Origin of the sequence: Corallococcus sp. AB038B (assembly GCF_003668955.1) — a bacterium.
Classification (GTDB): Bacteria; Myxococcota; Myxococcia; order Myxococcales; family Myxococcaceae; genus Corallococcus; species Corallococcus exiguus.
The window spans coordinates 34236-56626 of record NZ_RAWO01000014.1; the positions used below are offsets into that span (position 1 = coordinate 34236).

19 protein-coding genes are annotated in these 22391 nt (G+C 68.8%); 7 read left to right on the forward strand and 12 right to left on the reverse strand.

All coding sequences use genetic code 11. From position 1 onward, the window contains the following. Position 1: 1 nt before the first annotated feature. Complete coding sequence (locus tag D7Y04_RS35765) at positions 2–1513, forward strand: FAD-binding protein (protein WP_158627645.1); 1512 nt, start codon at positions 2–4, stop codon at positions 1511–1513. Further along, positions 1510–2520 carry a hypothetical protein gene (locus D7Y04_RS35770; protein ID WP_121762234.1) on the forward strand — a complete coding sequence of 337 codons (1011 nt, stop codon included), beginning with the start codon at positions 1510–1512 and terminating at the stop codon, positions 2518–2520. The genes D7Y04_RS35765 and D7Y04_RS35770 overlap by 4 nt, the downstream gene beginning before the upstream one ends. Before the next feature lie 61 nt (positions 2521–2581). On the opposite strand, the gene D7Y04_RS35775 is transcribed toward D7Y04_RS35770, so the two are convergent. The 8 genes from D7Y04_RS35775 to D7Y04_RS35810 form a co-directional block, all read right to left on the reverse strand. Next, positions 2582–3982: a family 2B encapsulin nanocompartment shell protein gene (locus D7Y04_RS35775; RefSeq protein WP_121762235.1), complete on the reverse strand. Its 1401-nt coding sequence runs from the start codon at positions 3980–3982 to the stop codon at positions 2582–2584. Between the two features lie 33 nt (positions 3983–4015). Continuing rightward, positions 4016–5413 carry a family 2B encapsulin nanocompartment shell protein gene (locus tag D7Y04_RS35780; RefSeq protein ID WP_120597330.1) on the reverse strand — a complete coding sequence of 466 codons (1398 nt, stop codon included), beginning with the start codon at positions 5411–5413 and terminating at the stop codon, positions 4016–4018. Between the two features lie 53 nt (positions 5414–5466). Beyond that, positions 5467–7725, reverse strand: a complete 2259-nt coding sequence (locus D7Y04_RS35785) for a family 2 encapsulin nanocompartment cargo protein terpene cyclase (protein WP_120597331.1) — start codon at positions 7723–7725, stop codon at positions 5467–5469. 187 nt (positions 7726–7912) lie between these two features. After that, complete coding sequence (locus D7Y04_RS35790) at positions 7913–8323, reverse strand: histone (RefSeq protein WP_121762236.1); 411 nt, start codon at positions 8321–8323, stop codon at positions 7913–7915. Between the two features lie 152 nt (positions 8324–8475). Beyond that, entirely contained in the window at positions 8476–9564 is a 1089-nt protein-coding gene (dapE, locus tag D7Y04_RS35795) for a succinyl-diaminopimelate desuccinylase (protein WP_120597333.1), read from the reverse strand. A 45-nt stretch (positions 9565–9609) separates the two neighbouring features. Continuing rightward, positions 9610–10242 (reverse strand): cupin domain-containing protein, encoded by a 633-nt coding sequence (locus tag D7Y04_RS35800; RefSeq protein WP_121762237.1) that lies wholly within the window; start codon positions 10240–10242, stop codon positions 9610–9612. An 83-nt stretch (positions 10243–10325) separates the two neighbouring features. Next, on the reverse strand, positions 10326–11153 hold the full coding sequence (locus D7Y04_RS35805; protein ID WP_120597335.1) for a 2,3,4,5-tetrahydropyridine-2,6-dicarboxylate N-succinyltransferase: 828 nt from the start codon (positions 11151–11153) through the stop codon (positions 10326–10328). A gap of 63 nt (positions 11154–11216) precedes the next feature. Next, entirely contained in the window at positions 11217–11528 is a 312-nt protein-coding gene (locus D7Y04_RS35810) for a hypothetical protein (RefSeq protein WP_121762238.1), read from the reverse strand. 198 nt (positions 11529–11726) lie between these two features. Here D7Y04_RS35810 and D7Y04_RS35815 point away from each other — a divergent pair, with 198 nt between their 5' ends. From D7Y04_RS35815 to D7Y04_RS35825, 3 genes are all read left to right on the forward strand, one after another. Further along, the gene (locus D7Y04_RS35815; protein WP_121762239.1) at positions 11727–13196 is read left to right on the forward strand and encodes an aminotransferase class I/II-fold pyridoxal phosphate-dependent enzyme; all 1470 of its coding nucleotides are present in this window, start codon (positions 11727–11729) and stop codon (positions 13194–13196) included. Between the two features lie 56 nt (positions 13197–13252). After that, a complete protein-coding gene (locus D7Y04_RS35820; RefSeq protein WP_120575652.1) occupies positions 13253–13972 on the forward strand; it encodes a glycosyltransferase family 2 protein in 720 nt (239 codons plus the stop codon). 245 nt (positions 13973–14217) lie between these two features. Next, positions 14218–15252: a rod shape-determining protein gene (locus tag D7Y04_RS35825; RefSeq protein WP_120598366.1), complete on the forward strand. Its 1035-nt coding sequence runs from the start codon at positions 14218–14220 to the stop codon at positions 15250–15252. Between the two features lie 68 nt (positions 15253–15320). Here D7Y04_RS35825 and D7Y04_RS35830 read toward each other — a convergent pair whose 3' ends face one another. Beyond that, on the reverse strand, positions 15321–17672 hold the full coding sequence (locus D7Y04_RS35830; protein WP_120598365.1) for a hypothetical protein: 2352 nt from the start codon (positions 17670–17672) through the stop codon (positions 15321–15323). A gap of 911 nt (positions 17673–18583) precedes the next feature. Between D7Y04_RS35830 and D7Y04_RS35835 the strand changes: the two genes are divergently transcribed. Further along, positions 18584–18793, forward strand: coding sequence for a hypothetical protein (locus tag D7Y04_RS35835; RefSeq protein WP_121762240.1), 210 nt, complete (start codon positions 18584–18586; stop codon positions 18791–18793). A gap of 49 nt (positions 18794–18842) precedes the next feature. Continuing rightward, a complete protein-coding gene (locus D7Y04_RS35840; protein ID WP_121762241.1) occupies positions 18843–19037 on the forward strand; it encodes a hypothetical protein in 195 nt (64 codons plus the stop codon). Between the two features lie 39 nt (positions 19038–19076). On the opposite strand, the gene D7Y04_RS45270 is transcribed toward D7Y04_RS35840, so the two are convergent. From D7Y04_RS45270 to D7Y04_RS35855, 3 genes are read right to left on the reverse strand one after another with little or no spacing between them, the layout of a single operon-like run. After that, positions 19077–19895, reverse strand: coding sequence for a c-type cytochrome (locus tag D7Y04_RS45270; protein WP_199749787.1), 819 nt, complete (start codon positions 19893–19895; stop codon positions 19077–19079). A gap of 23 nt (positions 19896–19918) precedes the next feature. After that, positions 19919–21037 (reverse strand): metallophosphoesterase, encoded by a 1119-nt coding sequence (locus D7Y04_RS35850; RefSeq protein WP_120598361.1) that lies wholly within the window; start codon positions 21035–21037, stop codon positions 19919–19921. Positions 21038–21049: 12 nt separating this feature from the next. Then, positions 21050–22360 carry a cytochrome-c peroxidase gene (locus D7Y04_RS35855; RefSeq protein ID WP_121762242.1) on the reverse strand — a complete coding sequence of 437 codons (1311 nt, stop codon included), beginning with the start codon at positions 22358–22360 and terminating at the stop codon, positions 21050–21052. Between the last annotated feature and the right edge of the window lie 31 nt (positions 22361–22391).

The window sequence follows — 22391 nt, forward strand, 5'->3', positions numbered from 1 at the left end:
CATGCCTCCCGTCATCCACGAGAGCAGCCAGAAGCGCTGGCAGAACTGGCACCAGAGCTACACCCAGAAGCTGGAGCTGTTGGTGGATGTCTGGAACGCGGATGCCTCCCAGTCCACGGTGCCGGGATACATCGACACCACCGTGGGCCTGCAGGGCCTCATCCAGCGCGCGCTCACCGAGCGCCTGGAGATCCGCGGCCTGGGCGGCGGCTGGTCCTTCTCCAAGGCGCCCGCCACCAGCGGCATCCTCGTCAACACCCGGCCGCTGAACTACCTCTTCCCCGCGCCCCGCACCCATCCTGACTATCCGGGCCGGAGGGAGGACCTCCTCTTCGCGCAGAGCGGTGTCTCCGTCGCGGAGCTGAACCACTTCCTGAAGAAGGCCGGCAAGTCCCTGACCACCTCGGGCGCCAGCAATGGGCAGACCATCGCCGGAGCCATCGGGACGGGCACGCATGGCTCCAGCCTGGAGACCGGCGCCATGCAGGACTTCGTGGTGGGCCTGCACATCGTCGTCTCACCGGACCGGCACGTCTGGCTGGAGCGAGCCAGCGCGCCGGTCATCCACGATGAGATTCCGCAGAAGATTGGCGCGGAGCTCATCCGGGACGACGCCCTCTTCAACGCCGCCCTGGTGGGCCTGGGCGGCTTCGGACTCGTGCACGGCGTCCTGATGGAGGTGGTGGACCTCTACTACCTCCAGGCGTACCGCCAGCGGATGCCGCTCACCGAGGGCCTCTGGCGCGCGTTCGACCAACTGGACTTCTCCGGCATCACGCTGCCGGGGCCGCAGGGGCTCAAACCCTATCATTTTACAGCGGTCATCAATCCCAATGACATGGACCGGGGCGTCTTCGTCACGGTGATGTACAAGCACGCGCGGTGTCCGGAAGGCTCGAACCCGCCCAGCCCCGGCAGCAAGCTGACACAGGGGGACAGCGCGCTCGAAATCGTCGGCGTGCTGACGGACATGGTCTCGGAGCTGACCATCCCCCTGCTGTCGCGGCTGATGGATCGCTTCTACACGGAATACGAAAACGTCTGCGGGACGCACGGCGAGCTGTTCACCGACACGACCACCCGGGGGAAGGCCTGGGGCAGCGCTGTAGGAGTCCCGCTCGGCCGGGTGCGCGAGACGGTGGAGATGGCCCTCGCCATCAATCGCACCCACGCGTTCCCCGGGCTGTTCGGGGTGCGCTACGCCCTGCCCTCCAAAGCCACGATGGCGTTCACCCAGCACGCGCCCATGACGTGCATCCTGGACATCGACGGGGCGTCGTCCACCCGCACGAAGTCCTACAACCGTCGCGTCTGGCAGCAGCTCGCCGAATCCTCCATCCCCCACACGTACCACTGGGGCAAGTTCCACGAACTGGATGGCCCGGCGGTGCGCGGCCTGTACGGCGAGGCTCGCGTCAACGCCTGGCTCGAAACGCGCCGGGCCCTGCTTCCCACGCCAGAGCTGCGCGCGGCCTTCGCCAATGACTATCTCCGCGGGCTGGAACTCGAGTGAATAGGTTCGCCAGCCTGTCGGTGGTGGGCGCCCTGCTCGCCCCGGGCGCGGCGAGCGCGCGAGACAGCGACAACATCAACCTCTACCGCTACGTGCTCGACGTGGACGTGCCGGAGTCTCCGGCCCTCGTCGCGATGGAGGAGGCGCCCCTGCGCGTGCTGCTCGGCGCGGCGCCCAAGCCGGTGATGGCCACGGTCCTGGCGTCAGCATCGCCGGAAGCGTTCCGTCCGGGGATCAGCCTGGACGTCGCGCCCTACTTCCTCTTCGGCGGCGGAGTCCGGAGTCTGTCGGGCTACCGCTCGAACTCGGTGGCGGGCCGGTTGATGCGGGTGCTGACGAAGACGACGGTGTCCGCGGCCATGATTCCAGACCTGGACGGCACGGGTGCATGGCGCGTGGGACTCGGGCTCCGGACGACGGTCCATGATCCGCACGACCCCGTGCTCAACTCCACCCTGCCCGAACAGGTCGCGGAGGAACTGGAGCGCCACGGCGTGCCACGGCCCGCGGACTCGGACGAGGACGTGTCCGAACGGGGCGTGGACCTGTCCGCCATCTTCGACCAGGCCGAAAGACAGATGCGTTCCCGGAGCGGAGACATCCAGATCTCCGCGGGCTGGGGCGTCTCCGCCCGCACGGAAGGCGGCGTGCTCACGGGCGACGGGCTCCGGGACACAAGGCACACGTTCTGGCTGACCGGACAGGCCTCGCTCGGCCGGCGCTTCGACGCGCTCGCGACGATGCAGGCGCTGGACATCTTCCGCGACGGAAGGGCGCTGCGCACCGGACTGGGCGTGCAGCGGAAGACCTCCGTGGCCAACTTCCGCGCGGAGCTGACCTTCGACGGCACCGACAATCGCTTCCACCCGGGCGCAGCCATCGACGTGAAGCTGCCCGGCTGCACCAGCGCCCTCGCCTCGCTCACCACGGCACCCGGCACGGACACGGACGAAACCGTGCTCCGGGGCCAGCTCCAACTGCGCTGGTACTTCGCCCGGTGCCGCTAAAAACAACGGGCCCGGCGCGCTGACGCACCGGGCCCGTTCATGTTTCACAGCGGGGAACAGCTCAGCCGCCGAGCGCCACGTTCTCCAGCACGCCCAGCGCGTCCGGGACGAGCACGGCGGCGGAGTAGTAGGTGCTCACCAGGTAGTTCGTCATGGCCTGGTCGTTCACGGCCATGCGCTTCACGGTGAGGCTCGGCTCCACTTCGTCGGGGATGCCCGCGTTGTGCAGGCCCACCACGCCCTGGTCGTCCTGACCGATGCGCATGGCGAGGATGGAGGTGGTGTTCTCCCGGCTGATGGGCAGCTTGTCGCACGGGAGGATGGGCACCCCGCGCCACGCCTGGAACTTCGCTCCGCCCACGTCCACCACCGTCGGGTACAGGCCGCGCTTGTTGCACTCCCGGCCGAACGCCGCGATGGCGCGCGGGTGGGCCAGGAAGTAGCGCGTCTTACGGCGGCGCGACACCAGCTCATCCATATCGTCCGGCGTCGGCGGACCCGTGCGCGTGTTGATGCGCTGCTTGAGGTCGGCGTTGTGCAGCAGGCCGAACTCCGGGTTGTTGATGAGCTCCCACTCCTTGCGCTCCTTCAGCGCCTCGATGGTCAACCGCAGCTGCTCCGCGGTCTGGTTCATCGGGTCGTTGAAGATGTCCGACACGCGGGTGTGCACGCGCAGGATGGTCTGCGCCACGCTCAGCTCGTACTCGCGCGGCTTCAGCTCGTAGTCCACGAAGGTGCCGGGCAGCACGGGCTCGCCGTGGTGGCCGGCGGCCAGCGCGATGGCGGACTGGCCCGCCTTGTCCTGGGGCTTCTTGAGGTTGGCCTGGTAGCGCGCCACGTGCGCCTTCAGCGCCGGGGACTGGTTGATGAGGGACTCGAACACGTCCTGCGGCAGCGCCATCACCGTGCAGGCCGTGAGGGCCTTGACGGTGAAGGGCCACACGTCGTTCGACTCCACCACCGCCTGGTCACCGAAGTGGTCGCCGTCCGCCAGCGTGTCCAGCACGACGGGGTCGCCGTACTTGCCGGCCTTCAGCTTCTGCGCCTTGCCGTGGGCGATGAGCATCACGTGCTCGGCGGACTTGCCCGCCTCCACGATGTTCTCCCCGGCCTTGTAATGCTTCTGGGTGAAGCGGCCGGCCAGGGTGCGGATGAGCAGGTCATCCACGTCCTGGAAGCCCCGCATCAGCGGCAGCTTGAGCAGCTCCTGCGGGATGATCTCCACCTTGGCGCCGATGTTGCTGAAGTTCAGCCGGTCATCGCCCACGGTGTACGTCAGCCGCCGGTTCACGCGGTACGTGCCGCCGGACACCTGCACCCAGGGCAGGATGTTCAGCAGGTAGCGGGGCGAAATGCCCTGCATCACCGGCTGCGTCTTGGTCGTCGTCGCGAGCTGGCGCGCACCCGCCGTGCTGAGGCTGGTGCCCTCGTGCGCCGCTACGTCCTTCTGTGAAGTCGTCATGGAAGAGCCTTCCCGTTATGGACGGACGAGGAACTACGAGCGGCCCAGCTCCACGCTCTCCAGGATGCCCAGCGCGTCCGGCGTCAGCACCGCCGCGGAGAAGTACGCCGTCACCAGGTAGTTCATGATGGCCTTCTCGTTGATGCCCATGAACCGGACGTTCAGGCTGGGCTCGATCTCATCCGGGATGCCCGCCTGGTGCAGACCGACGACGCCCTGGTTCTTCTCACCCGCGCGCATCAGCATGATGGACGTGGTGCGCGACTCGCTGATGGGCAGCTTGTTGCAGGACACGATGGGGATGCCGCGCCACGCGGGCACCATGGTCCCGTTCATGTCGGTGCTGGTGGGGTAGATGCCACGCTTGTTGCACTCCTGCCCGAACGCGGCGATGGCGCGCGGGTGGGCCAGGAAGAACGACGGCTCCTTCCACACCGTGGCCAGCAGCTCGTCCATGTCGTCCGGGGTCGGCGCGCCGGAGCGGGTGTGGATGCGCTGCTTCAGGTCCGCGTTGTGCAGCAGGCCGAACTCGCGGTTGTTGATGAGCTCGTGCTCCTTGCGCTCCTTCAGCGCCTCCACCGTCAGACGCAGCTGCTGCTGGGTCTGGTTCATGGGGTCGTTGAAGAGGTCCGCGACGCGCGTGTGGATCTGCAGCACGGTCTGCGCGATGGCCAGCTCGTACTCGCGCGGGTGCGTCTCGTAGTCCACGAAGGTGCCGGGGAGCACGGGCTCGCCGTGGTGGCCGGCGGCCAGCTCGATGGCCTTCTGGCCGGACGTGTCCTGCTTCTTCTTGGAGCGGGCCTTGAAGTTGTCGATGTGCTTCTGCAGCGACGGAACCTGCGCCACGACCGCCTCGAAGGCGGACTGCTGCAGGATGAGCGCGATGACCGGCGTCACGGCCTTCGCCGTGAACTGCCAGTAGTCCTGCGACTCCAGCAGCGCCTGGTAGCTGTAGTGGTCGCCGTCCGCCAGCGTCTCCAGCACCAGCGGCTCGCCGTACTTGCCGGTGCCAATGCGGTTCACCTTGCCGTGGGCGATGAGGACGATGGAGTCCGCTTCCTTGCCGGCCTCGGTGATGACCTCACCGGCCTTGTACTCCTTCTGCTCGAAGCGGTTGGCCAGCGCGGTGAGCGCGTCCACGTCCTCGTAGCCGCGCAGCAGGGGCAGCTCGCCCAGCTCCTGCGGAATCACCTGCACCTTGGCGCCGGTGCTGGTGAAGGTGACGCGGCCGTCACCCACCGCGTAGGTCATGCGGCGGTTGACGCGGAACGTACCGCCGGACACCTGCACCCACGGCAGCAGCTTGAGCAGCGTCCGCGAGGAGATGCCCTGCATCTGCGGCTCGGACTTGGTCGTCGTCGCCAGCTGACGCGCCGCCTGCGTACCGAGGCTCTGGTTGTTGTCGTCGAACTTCTTGATGTCGTTGGACATGGATCACCCTTTTCCAGGTTGAAGAATCAAAAGGCTTCGGACTGCGGTTGAGCTCAAGGCTTGCCGGTGCGGAACAGCTCGGCGATGCGCATCGCGGACTTGCCCAGACCGGAGACGTTCCCGGTCTTGAACTTGGGCGCTGCGTCGTGGGTCAGCTCGGTCTCCGTGTAGCGGGTCACCTCCGCGTGCCACCGGGGGATGCCCGCCATCCACTGCTGGAGCTGCTCCACGTACTTGTTCAGCTTCTCCTGCGCCTTCGCATCCAGGTTGAAGGTGCGGATGACCACCGGCAGCTCCTTGGCCACCAGGTGCTCGAACTGCTTCATGCGCGCGGTCATCAGCTCGTTGACCGTGAGGACAGCCGTGTCCTTGTCCACGCCCAGAAACTTCTGGACCACGAGCACGCAGTTGTTGAGCTCGCCCTCGAACTCAATCTCCTTCTGATAGGAGAAGAGGTCGTTGACGAAGCAGGCGTAGTCCGCGGCGGAGTTCTCCAGCCCGCGCAGCGTGCGGGTGTTGAAGACGTCCTCCGGCACCGCGTCGCCCTTGGAGAGGCGCGACAGGCTCATGGTGAGGTCCGAGCCGAACGTCTTGCGGCGCATCTCCACGTAGTCCACGGGGTCCGGCACGCGGTTGACGATCTGGTTGTTCAGCTCCCACACCCAGCTGTCCGTCATGTCCTGGATGGCCTTGCGGAACAGCGTGCGGCCGCGCGCCGACAGCGGGCCGGCGGTGCGCTTCCACAGGTCCACCAGGCCCAGCTCCACCGGGTTGGTGGGCACCGCGGCGTTGGCGGCCTCCACGTCATCCGGCATGAACTGGCCCAACCGCGCGGTGAACATCTTCGCGCCCGCCATGTCCCGCGTGTTCGCGTAGAGCATGGGGAAGTAGTCGTCCGCGTACGTGCCCCAGACGAGCCAGCACGCCGTCAGGTCCAGCTGCTCCGGCGTCGCGTCCGGGTGGATGTACGCGCCGCAGAGGGCCACGTCCGCCGCGTCGAACTTGTGGTCGTCCCAGACGTAGAACCCCACGACGGGAACCACCTCCAGCATGCCCACCCGCCGCGCCCACTCCTTGGAGTGCTTGCGCGCGCGGTCCAGGTGCGGGCTCAAGTACGTGCTGTACGGCATGTAGAACTTCGGCAGCTTCGTGGGGCCCACGTGCTGGCGGGGCACGTGGCTCAGGGAGCGGGAGCGAGGCCCCAGTCCCAGCCCGCCCGGCGTCAGCGGAATCCGCAGCGCGGAGGTGCCCAGGCCGGAGGGCACGGGGATGGACAGCGCCGGCCGCTCCTCCGAGTGCTGGTTCATGTAGCGGTTGGAGCGCATGTGCCACTCGTGGCCGCCGGACTGCCAGTCCTGGAGTCCGCGCAGGTACGTGAGCACCTGCGCCTGCTCCACCGGGTTGAGCCCGTACTCCGCGAACAGCCACGGCAGTTCCGTGGCGAACGTGGTCTCGAACTGCTGGAGCCGCGACGTCAGCAGGTCGTTGACCAGGTCCGCCGCGCGCTGCGTGTCACAATCGAGGAACTTCTCCACCACCAGCACGCCGTTGGAGAGCTCGCCCTCCTCCAGCTCGCGCTCGTAGGAGAACAGGTCGTTGCGCAGGTGCACCGCGTCCGAGAACGTGTCCTTGAAGACGCGCATCGGCCGGCTCTTCACGACGCGGTCCGGAATCTCCGCGGCGACGGCGTGCTCCACCAGGTCGGACGACCAGGGCGCGCCACCCACCTTGCGGCGCATCTCGATGTACTCGATGGGGTTGGAGACGCGCGCCTCGCTGATGTTCTCGATCTCCCACATCGACTCATCGAGCAGGTGCTTGGTGTTCTCGAAGAAGCGGCGGCGCCACTCCATGGACATGGAGGGCACGGTGCGCTGCCACAGGTCCCAGAGGCCGCGCTCCACCGCGTTGGTGGGCTCCGGCGGCGGGGACATGTCCAGCGGCATGAACAGCGGCAGACGGTCCAGGTAGGCCTGCCCACCCGCCACGTCGCGCGAGTACTTGAAGACCTCCAGGAAGTGGTCGTCGAAGTAGAAGACCCAGACGTACCAGTCCGTGATGAGGTCCAGCTCCGGGCCCGGCGCCTCCGGGTGCGTGTACGCACAGAGCAGCGCGTAGTCCATGCCGTCGAAGCGGCGCTCGGACCAGACCTCGCGGTCCGTGCCATCTCGCGGCGGTCCCAGGATGCCCATCTGGTACGACCACGCCTTGGTGTGCACGCGGGCCGCTTCCAGGTTCGGGTTCAGCCGCGCCGGCCACGGCACGTAGAACTCCGGCAACTGGAATGGCTGCTTCTGCTTCCCCTTGGACATCTCCACCCCTCGTTGGACCCCGGACGACTAGTACTGTCGTTCAGTGTCCAACTCCACGCCTATCAGGCCCAGCCGGAAAACTCGATTAATCCGGCGAATAAGGGGGCGTGGGGATGGAAGATGACCCGCCCTGGGTCACTGGCGGGAACCCGGTGGTGAGGGGTATTTCCGCCAGCGACAGGGAGTGCTAACGGCGCGTGGAGCGGCGCGACGGGCTCTTGCGAGCCGTCGTCTTGCGCGCGGACTTGCCACGGGCGGACGTCTTGCGTGCGGTGCGGCCGGCGGCGGCGCGACGGGCCGGGGCCTTGCGGGCGCCGCGCTTCGCGGTGGCCTTCTTCGCCGTACCGCGCTTCGCCGTGCCGCGCTTCGCGGTGGCCTTCTTCGCGGTGCGCTTGCCCGCGGCCTTCTTCGCGGTGGTGCGCTTGGTGGTCGCCTTCTTCGCGGCCCCCGTGCGGCGGGACGACGCCTTGCGGGCGCCCTTGCGCGCGCCGGAGGAGCGGCGGCGCGACGGAGTGGCGGGCGTCGCCTCACCGACCGGCAGGATCGTGTTGGACGACGGGGTCTCGTTCGGGTCCTGCATGTTCGACTCGGCGTGCATCAACAACCTCCAGGGATGACGACCCTGCAAGGGTAAGCGCAACCGCCGGAGTTGCATCCATCCCCCCCTGCGCAGATGCACGCCACCTGACGAATGCGCTCACGCGCGAGGCCGAGAATCCGGCCCCAGAGCGCACGACGCCACGCGGACCGCTACGCCGCGCCCTTCAGGAACGCAGCCAGCTTCTCGTACGCCACGGCCAGCGGAGGGATGGGCGCGCTCTCGTGAAGCTGGTGCGCCTGAGCCGTCTCACCGGGTCCGAAGTTCACTGCGTCCACGCCCCACTCACCGAAGCGGGCCACGTCCGTCCACGCCTGCTTCGACGCGGCGGGCAGCCCCGTGAGCGACATCAGCCGCTGGAACAGCGGGTTGCCCGCGGCCACCGGCCCACTGGGGGACGCGTCCGTGAACTCCACCTCCGCGCGGCCCGCCACCAGCGCCAGCACGTCCTCCTTCGCTTGCGCCACGCTCTTGCCCGGCGCGAAGCGGTAGTTGAGGTTCAGCTCGAACGCCTCCGGCACCACGTTGCGCGCACGGCCGCCCTTGGCCAGCGTGGCGCTCATGACTTCATAGAAGGGGAAGCCCGCGACGTTGACCTCCACGCGCTCGCGGCCCAAGAGCTCCGTGAGCAGCGGCCCCGCCTTGTGGATGGCGTTCTCCCCCTGCCACGGCCGGGCGGAGTGCGCGCTGCGCCCCGTGAACCGGACGGTCACCTGCATGCTGCCGACGCAGCCCACCTGCACCACGCCGTCCGTGGGCTCCATGGCGATGCCGAACTTCACGTGGGAGAGGTCCGGCCGCTTCGCGTACAGCGGGATGAGGCCGCTCTCCGCGTAGGCACCCTCCTCGCGCTCGTACAGGAGGAAGGCCACGTTGACGGGCAGCGCGTCGCGCTTGAGGTCCTCCGCCAGCGCCATCATCACCGCGACGCCGCCCTTCATGTCGGACGCGCCCAACCCGTGCACGCGCTCCCCTTCGATGCGCGGCACACGGCCCACATCCCCGGGGTGCATGGGCACCGTGTCCAGGTGACCGATGAGCGCCACCGTGGGCCGGGGGTCCTCCAGCGAGCCCAACAGCAGCGTGTGCCCGACGCGGAAGACCTCCTCGCGGCGGAAGTGCTTCAGCGCCCAGCCTTCCACGTGGTCCGCGATGGGACCCTCGTAGCCAATGGGGCTTTCAATGCGACACAGCTCGAGCGTCGTCTGGGCGAGTCGGGTGGCGAGGTCGGTGGAGGACATGCGCGAAGCACCATACTCCCCGCCCGGGCCCGGAACATCGTCCCGTCAGGCGCCGTCCGCCAGGTCCTCGAAGGACGTCACGCCATCCAACACCGAGACGCAGATGCACGCGGGGCCCTGCAGCGCGGTGAAGTCGTGCAGCGAGCCGTCCGCCTTGTCCAGCTCGTCCCCGGGCCACACCTCGTGGCCGGAGTCCTCGCGGAAGCCGCCCTCCAGCACCAGGTTCCACTCGCGGCCCAGGTGCGTGTGACGCGGGTAGCGGGCGCCGGGCTGGAGGCGCACGATGGCGGCCATCATCCCCTCACGCGTCGGCCCCGTCTCCACCGGCATCAGCTCCACGCCCTCCACCGGGCCGGGCATCCAGTTGGACGGCTCCGACATGGACTCCAGCAGCTCGCGGGCCCGCGCCTCCGTCAGGTCCAGGAACGCGGCGAGCTTCCCGGCCCAGCGGGCGAAGCGGCCGGGCCCCTCCATCTGGCCCATCAGGCGCTGGAGCGACTCGACGGGGGGCGCCACCGGCTCCACGAGCGCCCCCAACGCATCCACGGCGGGCGTCAGCCGGGCCAACTCCGCCCGGCAGTGCGCACAGCCGTCCAGGTGCCGTGACGCGGCGTCGCGCCGGGCCGGCTCCAGTGTCCCTAGCAACCACTCGGGGAGGATGTCATCGAGGTGTTCCATGCTCTCCTGAAAACGACGCGGCCGTAACAAGTCGCGTAACAACTCCTATACGCGACCCCGCCCGCGCCGGATTTGTCGCAGGCTCACACCGCGACGGCGAAGTCCCGCAGGGCGGAGTTGAGGCTGGTCTTCTGGTCGGTGGACGCCTTGCGCTGCCCGATGATGAGCGCGCACGGGACCATGAACTTCCCGGCGGGGAACTGCTTCTCCCGCATGCCCGGAATCACCACGCTGCGCGCCGGCACGCGGCCCTTGTGGATGACCTCCTGGGTCCCGGTGACGTCGATGATCTGCGTGGACGCGGTCAGCACCACGTTGGCGCCGAGCACCGCCTCCTCCTCCACCACCACGCCCTCCACCACGATGGAGCGGCTGCCCAGGAAGGCGCCGTCCTCGATGATGACCGGAGACGCGGTGGGCGGCTCGAGCACGCCGCCCAGGCCCACGCCGCCCGACAGGTGGACGTTGCGGCCCACCTGCGCGCAGGAGCCCACGGTGGCCCAGGTGTCCACCATGGTGCCCGCGCCCACCCGCGCGCCGATGTTCACGTACCCGGGCATCACCACCGCGCCCCGCTCCACGAAGGCGCCGTAGCGCACGGTGCCCGGCGGCACCACGCGCACACCCGCCGCCTCCAGGCCCTTCTTCAGGGGCACCTTGTCGTAGAACTCGAAGGGGCCCACCTCCATCACCTTCATCTCCGACACGGCGAAGAACAGGAGGATGGCCTCCTTCACCCAGGCGTTGACCCGCCAGCCTTCCGGGCCCTTCTCCGCGACGCGCAGCTCCCCGGTGTCCAGCCGCGCGAGCGTCTCGCGCACCGCCGCCACCGTGTCCGCGTCCTTCAATTTCGCCCGGTCCGCGAACGCCGCGGACACCCGCTGGGAGAGCTCTTCGAGGGATGTCGCCATGACGCCGAGTTGAATCACACTTCAGGTGTCCGCGCCCTCCTCAATGTCCACCGCCGGACGGCCTCACGCGTGCGACGACTCGAGCCCCAGCACCAGGGGCAGGGTCTGTGTCGGGATTTCTCCGTGAAACATGGCGTCCGCGTGAGTCAGCGGGCCCGTGCCCTCCTTCAGGATGACGGAACCCTGGAGCACCCGGCCCACGGCGGACAGGGGAGCCTCCTTCCAGTGGCGATGGCGGACGAAGGGCGAGCGCCGGATGTAGAGATGCTCCTGGCCGATGAGGGCCACGTACCCCAGGAGCTTCCCGTCCGCCGAGCGGACGCGCATGCCGCTGATGATGGAGCGCCGTTCGGACGGCGTGTCGTCGAAAGCCATCGGTCGTCTCCTCCTGTGCGCCGGAAAGGTGGTGACGGCCCGGGGTCGCCGCGAGCCGCCCGCCCCTTCGCCGGGCCCCTGCCCGCCCGGTCCCTCCGGGAGCGGAAGGGTTCCACCGGCCGGCCTGGAGCCCGTCCGGCCCCTCATGCCCCGGTTTCCCGTACCCGGAAGATGCGCTCCCGTTAGCGTGCGTCCGCCATGACGACCCCCGTCTTCCCGCCGCTGCGCGCCGCCTATGAACCGGAGTCCTTCCGGGCCACCGCCCACGCCCTGATGGATCAGCTCGCGGACTACCTGAAGGCCGCGCTCGCCGGGGGCGAGATGCCGGTGCTGCCCTGGGCGCCGCCTGCGGTGAACCAGGAGCGCTTCGCCACGGCCTTTCCGGAGGAGCCGGCGCCGGAGGTCTCGCAGGCCTTCGCGGCACTGATGGCGCGTGTGCTGGAGGGTTCGCACCACCTGCACCACCCGCGCTACGTGGGACATCAGGTGACGGCGCCCGTGCCGCTGGCCGCGCTGTGCGATGCCGTGTCGTCGCTGCTCAACAACGGCATGGCCGTGTACGAGATGGGCCCCGTCGCCACCGCGATGGAGCACCACGTGCTCGCGTGGATGGCGGCGAAGCTGGGCCTGCCGTCCAGCGCCCGGGGTGTGCTCACCTCCGGCGGCAGCGCGGGCAACCTCACCGCCCTGCTCGCCGCCCGCCAGGCGAAGGCCGGCTACGACGCGTGGAACGGCGGCGCGCACGCGGGCCCGCCTCTCACGGTGCTGGTCCCCCGCTCCGCCCACTACTGCCTGGCCCGCGCGGTCCGCATCATGGGCTGGGGCGAGGGCGGCCTCACCCCGGTGGACGTGGACGACCACTTCCGCGTGCGGCCGGACGCCCTGGAGGACGCGCTCGACCGGGCCACCCGCGCGGGGAGGAAGGCCATCGCCGTGGTGGCCAGCGCGGGCTCCACCGCCACCGGCGCGTTCGACCCGCTGGAGCCCGTGGCGGACTTCGCGGAAAGGCACGGCCTGTGGTTCCACGTGGACGGCGCGCACGGGGCCGCGGCGTCCCTGAGCCCGAAGTACCGCGCGCAGGTGAAGGGCATCGAGCGGGCGGACTCCGTGGTGTGGGACGCGCACAAGGGGCTGCTCATGCCCGCGCTGGTGACGGCCGTGCTCTTCCGCGACGGCGCGCGCTCCTTCGACGCCTTCTCCCAGGAGGCCCACTACCTCTTCCACGGCGACGGCGACGACGCGCGCCCCTACAGCGACGTGGGCCTGCGCACACTGGAGTGCACCAAGGAGATGATGCCCCTCAAGGTCTACGCGTGCCTGTCCGTGCTGGGCACGCGCGTCTTCGAGGAGGCCGTCACCGCCTCCTACGACCAGGCCCGGCGCTTCGCGGGGATGCTCACCGCCGCCCCGGACTTCGAGCTGGCCCTGGAGCCCGACTGCAACATCGTCTGCTTCCGCCACACCCCCTCGCACGTGCCGCCGGAGGGCTGGGACGCGCTCCAGGTCCGCCTGCGTGAAGCGCTGGTCTCCCGTGGGAGTTTCTACCTGGTGCAGACGCGGCTGCCCCGGGGCGTGTACCTGCGCACCACGCTCATCCACCCGCTCACCGGGGACGCGGACCTGGAAGCCCTGCTGGACGCGCTCCGGAGCGCGGCGGCCCGGCCCTGAATTTTGTGTGCAAGGGAGTCGCCCTGGCGGGGGAAATGCGATAGGGCGGGGCCGCCATGCTCGTCTCGCTCGTCATCCCCGTCTACAACGAGATTCCCACCCTGGCGGAAATCCTCCGGCGCTGCATCGCCGTGGACTTCCCCAAGGAGCTCGTCCTGGTGGACGACTGTTCCAAGGACGGCAGCCGCGAATTCCTTCGCCAGCTGTCTGAACAGGGCCTGGAGGTCCTGGGGGGCTCGCCGAAGAACCGGAACGAAATCCGGGTGCTCTTCCAGGAGAACAACCAGGGCAAGGGGGCCGCGCTGCGCCGGGGCTTCGCCGAGGCCACGGGGGACATCGTCCTCGTGCAGGACGCGGACCTGGAATACGACCCCCGGGACATCCCCCGGGTCATCCAGCCCATCCTGGACGGCGACGCGGACGTCGTCTTCGGCAGCCGCTTCATCGGGTCGCCACGTCGGGTGCTGTACTACTGGCACACCGTCCTCAACAACCTGCTCACCACGCTCTCCAACATGACGAGCGGGCTGAACCTCACGGACATGGAGACCTGCTACAAGGCCTTCCGCGCGGAAGTCATCCGCTCCGTGCACGTGGAAGAGGACCGGTTCGGCTTCGAGCCCGAAATCACCGCCAAGGTGGCGCGCGGCAACTGGCGCGTCTTCGAGGTGCCCATCAGCTACCATGGGCGCACCTACGAGGAGGGCAAGAAGATTGGCTGGAAGGACGGCGTGCGTGCCCTCTACGCCATCGGGAAGTACTCGCTGAAGCGCTGAGAAGTCCGGACGTCCGCCCGGCCGCTGTCCTGGGGAGGATGCAGGTTGGGGTCCTTCAGGAAAAGCGCACCCCGAATGCGGACAAGGGAACAGACGGGCGGGTGCGGTTGGTTGTCCAGCGAGCGGCGCCCTGAGAGGGGCTCCGGCTTTTCTTCCTCCGTATTGCGGCGCGTAGTAGTTTCGACAACGCACTCCGTCTGAAGGGCGGAGAGTTTCCCGACCCTTCCGAAAGTTTCCGTCCCCGTATGTTCGACTGGCTCCACACCCTGTTTTCGCGCGACCTCGCCATCGACCTGGGTACGGCGAACACGCTCATCTACATCCGCGGCCAGGGCATCGTGTCCAACGAGCCCTCCGTCGTGGCGGTGCAGCATGACTCGCGCGGCGGCAAGAAGGTGCTCGCCGTGGGCAAGGAGGCCAAGGAGATGCTCGGCAGGACGCCGGGCAACATCGTGGCCATCCGGCCCATGAAGGACGGCGTCATCGCCGACTTCGAAATCACCGCCGCGATGCTGCGCTACTTCATCCAGAGCGCGCACAACCGCAAGACGCTGGTGAACCCGCGCATCATCATCGGCATCCCGTCCGGCATCACGGAGGTGGAGCGCCGCGCGGTGCGTGAGGCGGCCGCCAACGCGGGCGCTCGCGAGGTCTACCTCATCGAGCAGCCCATGGCCGCGGCGATTGGCGCGGGCCTGCCGGTGACGGAGCCCAGCGGCAACATGATTGTGGACATCGGCGGTGGCACGTCCGACGTCGCGGTCATCAGCCTCGCGGGCATCGTGTTCGCCAAGTCCGTGCGCATCGGCGGCGACAAGCTGGACGAGGCGATCATCCAGTACGTCAAGCGCAAGTACAACCTGCTCATCGGTGAGCGCACGGCGGAGCTCATCAAGATGGGCATCGGCACTGCGTACCCGACCGACGAGGTCATGACCATGGAGATCAAGGGTCGAGACCTGGTGGCCGGCGTGCCGCGCACGCTGACGGTGTCCAGCGACGAGGTGCGCGACGCGCTCGCGGAGCCCGTCAACGGCATCGTCGAAGCGGTGAAGCTGACGCTGGAGCGCACGCCGCCGGAGCTGGCCGGTGACATCGCCGACAGGGGCATCGTGCTGGCCGGTGGCGGCGCGCTGCTCAAGAACCTGGACACGCTGCTCCGCGAGGAGACGGGCCTGCCGGTGTTCCTCGCGGAGGACCCGCTGTCCGCCGTGGTGATTGGCGCGGGCAAGGCGCTGGAGTCGTTGGACATCCTCCGCCAGGTCTGCCAGCCGGGCTGAGGTTCCCCTCCCCCGCTGTACCGTGACGGCGCCGGACCCGGTTTCAAGGGTCGGCGCCGTTCGCGTTTCTACGGCGTCGTCGTGGCGGCGGTCCGGGGAAGCGACAGCCCCGTGGGCCGGACGATGCGCGCCTCGCAGTTGGGGCGGCGGCCCTCCCGGTCGTCCTCCTGGCGGGCCTGCTCTTTCACAAGGTCACCCCTCAAGAGGATGCCTGGAGGCAGGGACTGCTCCACCTTCGTGTCCATGCAGGCGTCGAACGCGCGCCGCATCCAGGGGCCAGCAGCGCGGACCGAGAAGCCGCCCAGGGCGTCCATGCGGGCAAGACCGTCCAACCGCTCCGTGAACACCGGGTAGCCCTCCTTCGCCTCGCGCCGGGCGTGGACCAGGGTGGCGGCGGCGCGCAGGCCCGGGGGCAGGCGGAGGAAGTCCGGTCCCGGGACACCCGAGACGGACAGGACGTGGTTTCGCAGCGGTTCGCGCGCGAGCATCAGCGGCAGAGAGACATTGAAGAGCCGTTTCCCAAAGGCATCGCCGGTGCGCGTGAACTCCAGGGCGAGCAGCGTGAGGATCTCCGGATCCAGTCGGGGCAGCACGACGAGCGGGTCGCCGTCGGCCTCTTTCAGCGCGCGCTTCGGATCCACCAGCACATCCCGGGTGAGGCGCAGCATGGAGCGGTCCTCAGGGGACGCCAGCGCGGCGAGCTCCGCGTCCTTCGGCGAGCGCTGGCCGGTGAGCAGGTCCAGCAGCAGCATCCGCTCCGGCTGCCGCGCGAGGTCGGCGGGAATCCAGTCGCGCATCACGTAGGACGTGTGCTCGGGCCCGGCGGCCTCCGCCGTGCGTCCGGCCAGCACCAGGAAGTCCCAGGTCCGGCGGCGCAGGTCCTCGGCGTAGCGGCGCACCAGCGTGGTGGCCGCGTCTCGCAGCTGTGCGCGCAAGAGGATGCGCACGTCCAGCTCCAGCGCCTCCAGTGTCTCTGGCGGGTGCTTCTCCTCGAGTGCCTTCACCTGTCTCGCCGTCTCGACCTCGTACGGCGGGCGTCCGACGCCGTCCCCCCGGTCCGCGTCCGACGGGTGCTCCAGTTCGAAGCGCCACCGCGCCTCCAACCACGCGCGGATCACGTCGGGCGAGTCCGGGAAGCGTTCCGCCAGCTTCGAGTAGGCGTCAACGGCGTCCGCGGAGCCCGGGTCCGGAGGGCTCGCGCGCTGCAGGTAGAGGGCCGCCAGCGGTGAGTCCGGATGCTGCTGCGCGTGCTCCGCGTAGCGTGCGCGGGCCTGGGACCCCTGGCCGATGTGGCGCATCAACGACAGCGCCAGCGCTTGCGCGGCCGGGTCCTCCTGCCAGGTGTGCATCAGCATCGCCGCGAAGTCGCGCGTGTTGCGCCATCGCAGGTCGGCCGGCAGGTTCGCGGGCACCTGCGTGTCCACGAAGAGCCATGCGCGCGCGGCCATCTCCCGCGCGACGGTATTGCCCGGCTCCACCTCCGCGACGGCGGACGCCACGCGGCCCGCGGCCTGCCAGCGCCCCTCTTCCGCGTAGAGGCGCGCGGCGGACTCCCACTTCGCGGACTGCACGGAGAGCTGTTCTCCCGGCTGGAGCACCGAGGCGATCTCCGGAAGGGACCTGGCGTAGGGGCCCGCGGAGACGACCCCTTCCTCAGGGACCGCCTCCAGCATCGCCGCGCCCTTCACGTTGTAGAGGATGTGCTCGCCCTGGACCGGAAGTGTCACGTCCTCGATGACGGACTCCTGGCCGGGCCAGGTCGTCACCGCATGGAGCGGTCCGTCTCCCATCTTCACGCGCCCCTGCTCCTGCGTCCCGGGCGCCACCACCCAGTGCTCGCCGCCGATGCGCACGTCCACGGGGCGCGACAGGCCGTTGACGACCGTCACGGCGCGCATCCTGCGCGCGTCCAGCCACACCGCGCCCAGCCCCACCAGGCCGCAGAGCCCCAGCGCCATCCCAGCCAGGGCCACCGCGCGGCGGCGCGACCTGCCCGGCGAGGGCGGCACCTGTCCGATGACCTGGACCCGCGCCTTGCCGTCCGTGCGCACGAGGTAGCCGTCCATCGGCCACACCGGAATGCCCAGCACCGTCACCGTGCGCTCGGCGACGAAGGGCGCGTCCGGCGCGGCGCCGCGCGGAGGCGAGCCCTTCCACCGGATACCCGTCCCCAGCACGGAGGACGTCTCCGGCGACCGTGCCGCGATGACGAAGGCGCCCCGGTCCTCCACCAGCGCCGCAAGCAGCTCCCGCATGGGACCAGGCGGCTCGTGCTCCAGCCGGCGTGAGAGCACCGCGTGCACCGCCCACGCATCACCCCGCGTGAGCGCCTCCGACAGCGCGGCATCCGGCAGCAGCTCCGCCAGACGCGGTGCGCGCTCCAGCAAACCGCTGGGGTCCGTGACAGGGACGAGGGACATGGCCCGCATTCAACCGGGCACCGGCGGGGGGAAGGCAAGACCCCAAGCCCTGAATCCCGTCAGGCCATGGCCCAAAGCGGCCGAGCCATGACTGCCTTCGACCTCGTAAGGGCTCCACGATCCATCGTCCCGCCAGGCCTTCAGGCCTGAAGGCTGCCCCCACCGATGAGAAGGTAAGAGCCCTGCGAGCCCCCGGCGGCGGCGCGCGGCCAAAACCCGTCCGACTGTCGGACAGCTCTGGACCACCGCATCCAGGGCCCCCGACACCCGAGCCGAGAAATCCTGTCCGACTGTCGGACAAGTTCGGGGCAACCGCGGCCAAGACCTCCATCCATCCGGCCAGCGGAAACCTGTCCGACTGTCCGACATCTTTGGACCACCTCGGTTCGCGGGCCTCCGCTCCATCCGAGCCAAGGAAACCTGTCCGACTGTCGGACAGCTCCGGACCACCTCGGTTCGCGGGCCTCCGCTCCATCCGAGCCGAGGAAACCTGTCCGACTGTCGGACAGCTCCGGACCACTGCGGCCGAGACCTCCATCCATCCGGCCAGCGGAAACTTGTCCGACTGTCGGACAGCTTTGGGCCACCGCGACTGAGACCTCCGACACCCGAGCCGAGGAAACCTGTCCGACTGTCCGACAAGTGCTGGGCTGCGCTCGATCCGAGTGAGGGAAACCTGTCCGACTGTCGGACAGCTTTGGGCCACCGTGGCCTGGCCGGGGCCTCCTCTCAGTCCCACCCGCAGAAACCTGTCCGACTGTCGGACAAGTTCGGGGCAACCGCGGCCGGGGGGAGAACCCCATTGGGCCAGGGGAAATCTGTTGGACCGGTTCGTGCGGTACGCCACTGGCGGGGTGCGGCATGCCACTTGCCTTGAATCCCGTCAGGCCATTGTCCGAAGCTCCCGCGCCATGGGCGCCTTCGACCTCGTGATCATCTCCGTCATCGTCGCGCTCGGCCTGGGGCGCTTCCTCGTGATGCGCGACCAGCGCCGTGCGCCGCCTCCAGAGGCCGGGCCGCTCAAACCGACGCCGCAGCGCATCGCCGGTCGCGTCCTGCTGGGGTACGCCTACGCGATGGCGCTGTTCATCCTGGTCCGCTTCTTCCTCAGCCGAATGTGACGGGGACTGGCTTGCGTCCCCTCCCGAGCGCGCTTGATGCTTTCCCCCCATGAACCCATGGCTCGTGTCGGGGGTGGTGTCCTTCGCGCTGGGGGCATACCTGAGCCACCGGGATGAACGCGGCCCCACGAAGGGCGTCATCGACCGGCGGCACCTGACGCCGCTGCAAATCACCTACAGCCTGCTGTTCGCGTATCCGTTCTGCGCGGCCTACACCGCCCTGGACCTGAACCTGGGCCCCTGAGCGCACGAAGCGCCCGGGGCCCGAGGTCCCGCTCAGGCATCAGTGCTTGCCGTACTCCAGCTTCACGCCCTTGCGCTGCGCATAGATGTACGCCTCCATCGCGCGCATCTTCGGGTCGCCGTCCGCCAGCGGCTTGCCGCGCACCGGGTTCTCGATGCACCAGTTGATCATGTCGCGCAGCAGCGCCACGCGGCCCAGCTGCACCTGGTACTTCGGGTAGGTCTCCGGGTGGGTGTTCGCCGCGTCTGGATGGCACATGTCGCACGACACGCCCACCGTTCCGCCCAGCGCGTCCGCGTCGTGGAACACGCGGTGGCCCTCCTTCACGGCCGCCTGCACGGAGTCCGCCCACACCTGCTCGTCGCGCTCGGAATACGCGCCGTAGGTGTGGCCCGTCTGGAGGTTGGCCTTCTGCTGCTGGGGCACCGCCTTCGCGCCCGTCTCCGCGCCCACGCCGCCCTGGCGCACGTCGTTGCCCGAGGGCTTCGAGCCGGGGTTGGGCTGGGGCGCGGGCGTGGGGGACTTCTTCGTGGCCGGGGGCGTGGCCTGCGCCAGCACCGGGCCGGGCACATCGTCCCAGTTCGCGTCCGGGTTCTTCTTGCGCCAGTCATCCATCAACTGCGCGGTCGCGGTGATGGCCTGGGCGCGGGTGAGCTTCTGCCCATCCTTCACGCCTTGCACTTCCATGGACGTCTCACCGTCGCACAGGCCCAGCACCAGGTTGCCATCCTTGGACGCGGGCAGGACGTGCTTGGGGAGCGGTTCGGCCTTCGACTCCGGGGACGTGGCGAGCGCCACGCCGCCGGCGAAGGACAGGGCCGCGCACGGGACCACGAGCAACTTCATTCGCAGGTTCATGGGAGGGAGTTCCTCTTCCGGTCCTAGTAGGTGGGCAGCTTGGGCTTGGGGGGCGCGGACTGCTTGCCACCGGAGCCCAGGTAGCTGGCGCGCACGGTGATGGGGTCGCGCTGCCAGAGGTTGTAGACCTTGTCCACGAGCCCCGACTCCAGCACGTCCATGCGGCCGTCACCGCAGCCGTCGAACTGGCTGAACGGATCCGCGCGGTTCATGGGCACCGTGAGCGAGGGCAGTCCTTCCGGCGCGTACGGCCACGGCCACGCGGTGGACAGCATCCCGTGGAAGGAGATGTTGCCAATGCGGTTGCTGAGCAACTGGTGCGTGTGGCCGTGGATGACGGTGACCTTCTCGTACGGCTTGAGGATGGCCTGCACCTCGTCCGCGTCGTCGGTCCAGAAGTTCCAGGGCTTGTAATACTTGTAGAGCGGCGAGTGGCTGAAGACGATGACAGGCGTCGTCTTCGCCACCTTGGACAGGTCGTTCTGGAGCCACTGGCGCTGTTCGGCGCCGACCTCGAAGCGGGACTGGATGCCATTGTCCAGGCCAGCGACGATCTTCATGCGCTCCATGGGAGAGAGCTTCCGCTCCGTCCAGAAGTCCTTCTCGTGGATGGAGTTGAGCACCACGAAGTGCACGCCCTTGTGGTCGAAGGAGTAGTTGGGCGCGCCGAACAAGTCGCGCCACAGCTCGCCCATGTCCAGGAACCAGTCGTGCTCGCCCACCATCATCTTGATGGGGGCCTTCACGGACTTGAGGATTTGGGCGCCCAGCTTGAGCTCACCCGCCTGGCCCAGCTGCGCCAGGTCTCCGCCGAAGAGGACGAAGTCCGGCTGGGGGTCCAGCGCGTTCACGTCGTCCACGGCCTTGAGGATGGCGCGCACGAAGCGGTCGTTGAGCTTGTTTTCATACAGGTGCGTGTCGGAGATGTACGCGAAGGAGAACTTCGGCTTCTCTCCCTGCGCCTCCGCCACGTTGACCAACTGGAAGCTGTTGGGCGTGAGCTTGCCCATGCCCGCGACAATGCCGGCGGAGATGCCGGCGACGCGCATGAAGGCGCGGCGGTCCAGCTTCCTCAGGCCCTCGAAGAAGGCGTCGCGTTCGGCGTAGTGCTTCGTCTCGATGCTCTGGAACTTGTTTGCCATGGCGCGCCTCCGTTACCGCTGCTTGGTGTTCGTCACCGGGGTGACATCGCCGTAGAAGCCCAGGTCCGCCGGGTTCTTCACGCTCAGGTCCGGGTTGGGAGCCAGGTCGCCCAGGTTGCCCTTCTTGCCCAGGGCGATGGCGTTGTCCCGCTCCGGCCGGGTGTTCTTCCGGGCGCGCTGCTTCGCCAGCTGCTCCTTGTTGAGCTTGTCGAACTTCGTGTCCGTGAGGGTGAAGAGGAACGCCACCAGGTCGTCGATTTCAGGCTCCGTGAGCCCCAGCCGCTGCATCCCCCCATCGAGGTAGGGATTGGCCACGCCGCCCTTGTTGTAGTGGTCCATCACGTCCCACAGCGTGGTGAGCGACCCGTCATGCATGTACGGGCCGGTGATGCCCACGTTGCGCAGGATGGGCGTCTTGAACGAGCCCACGTCGTTCTCCTGCTTGGTGACGAGGAAGCGGCCCAGCTCGGAGAACTCCGAGTTGAGCGCCAGTTCGTCGATCTGCTTCTCGTCGCCAGTGCGGACCACCTGCACGCCCTTGCGCGCCAGGGTGACGAAGTCCTGCTTGTGCGCCGCGACGCCGATGTTGTGGAACTTCTGGTCGCTGAACAGCGGGGACACGGCGTTGCCCGCGTGGCAGGAGTTGCAGCGCGCCTTGCCGTTGAAGAGCGCCCAGCCGTTCTTCTCCGACGCGGTGAGCGCCTTGCTGTCGCCCGTGATGAACTTGTCGAAGCGCGCGTCGCCGGAGAACTGCATCCGTTCGAACGCGGCGATGGCGACAGCCAGGTCGTCGAAGTTGGGCTCGCGGCCGAACACCTTCTGGAAGTCGGTGACGTACTCGGGGATGCCGCGCACCTTCTTCATGACGGTGTCCGGGTCCGGCATGCCCATCTCACGCGGGTTGAGGATGGGCAGCTTCGCCTGGTCCTCCAGCGTGGCCGCGCGGCCGTCCCAGAACTGGGTGGCGTTGAAGAGGGCGTTGAGGACGGTGGGGCTGTTGCGCGCCACCTTCTGCTGCTTGACCCCTTCTGACAGCGGCTTGCCGTCGGTGAAGCCCAGCTCCGGCTCGTGGCACGTCATGCAGGCCACGGTGTTGTCTACCGACAGGCGCTTTTCCCGGAAGAGCTTCTCGCCCAGCGCCACCCGCTCCGGCGTGGGCTCGGAGCCCTTGGGCACCGCGAGCCGCCACAGCGTCGCGGAGACGCCCGGCGGCAGCTGCGGCGGTGTCGCGTTCGCGGATTGTGAAGGGGGAGGTGCTGCCAGTCCCACGCCGGAGTTGAGCACCACGGCGAGCATCGTGACGACGCCCGAGGGCAGCCGCATGAACGCCTCCTACCCGTTCTCTGGAGCCGCG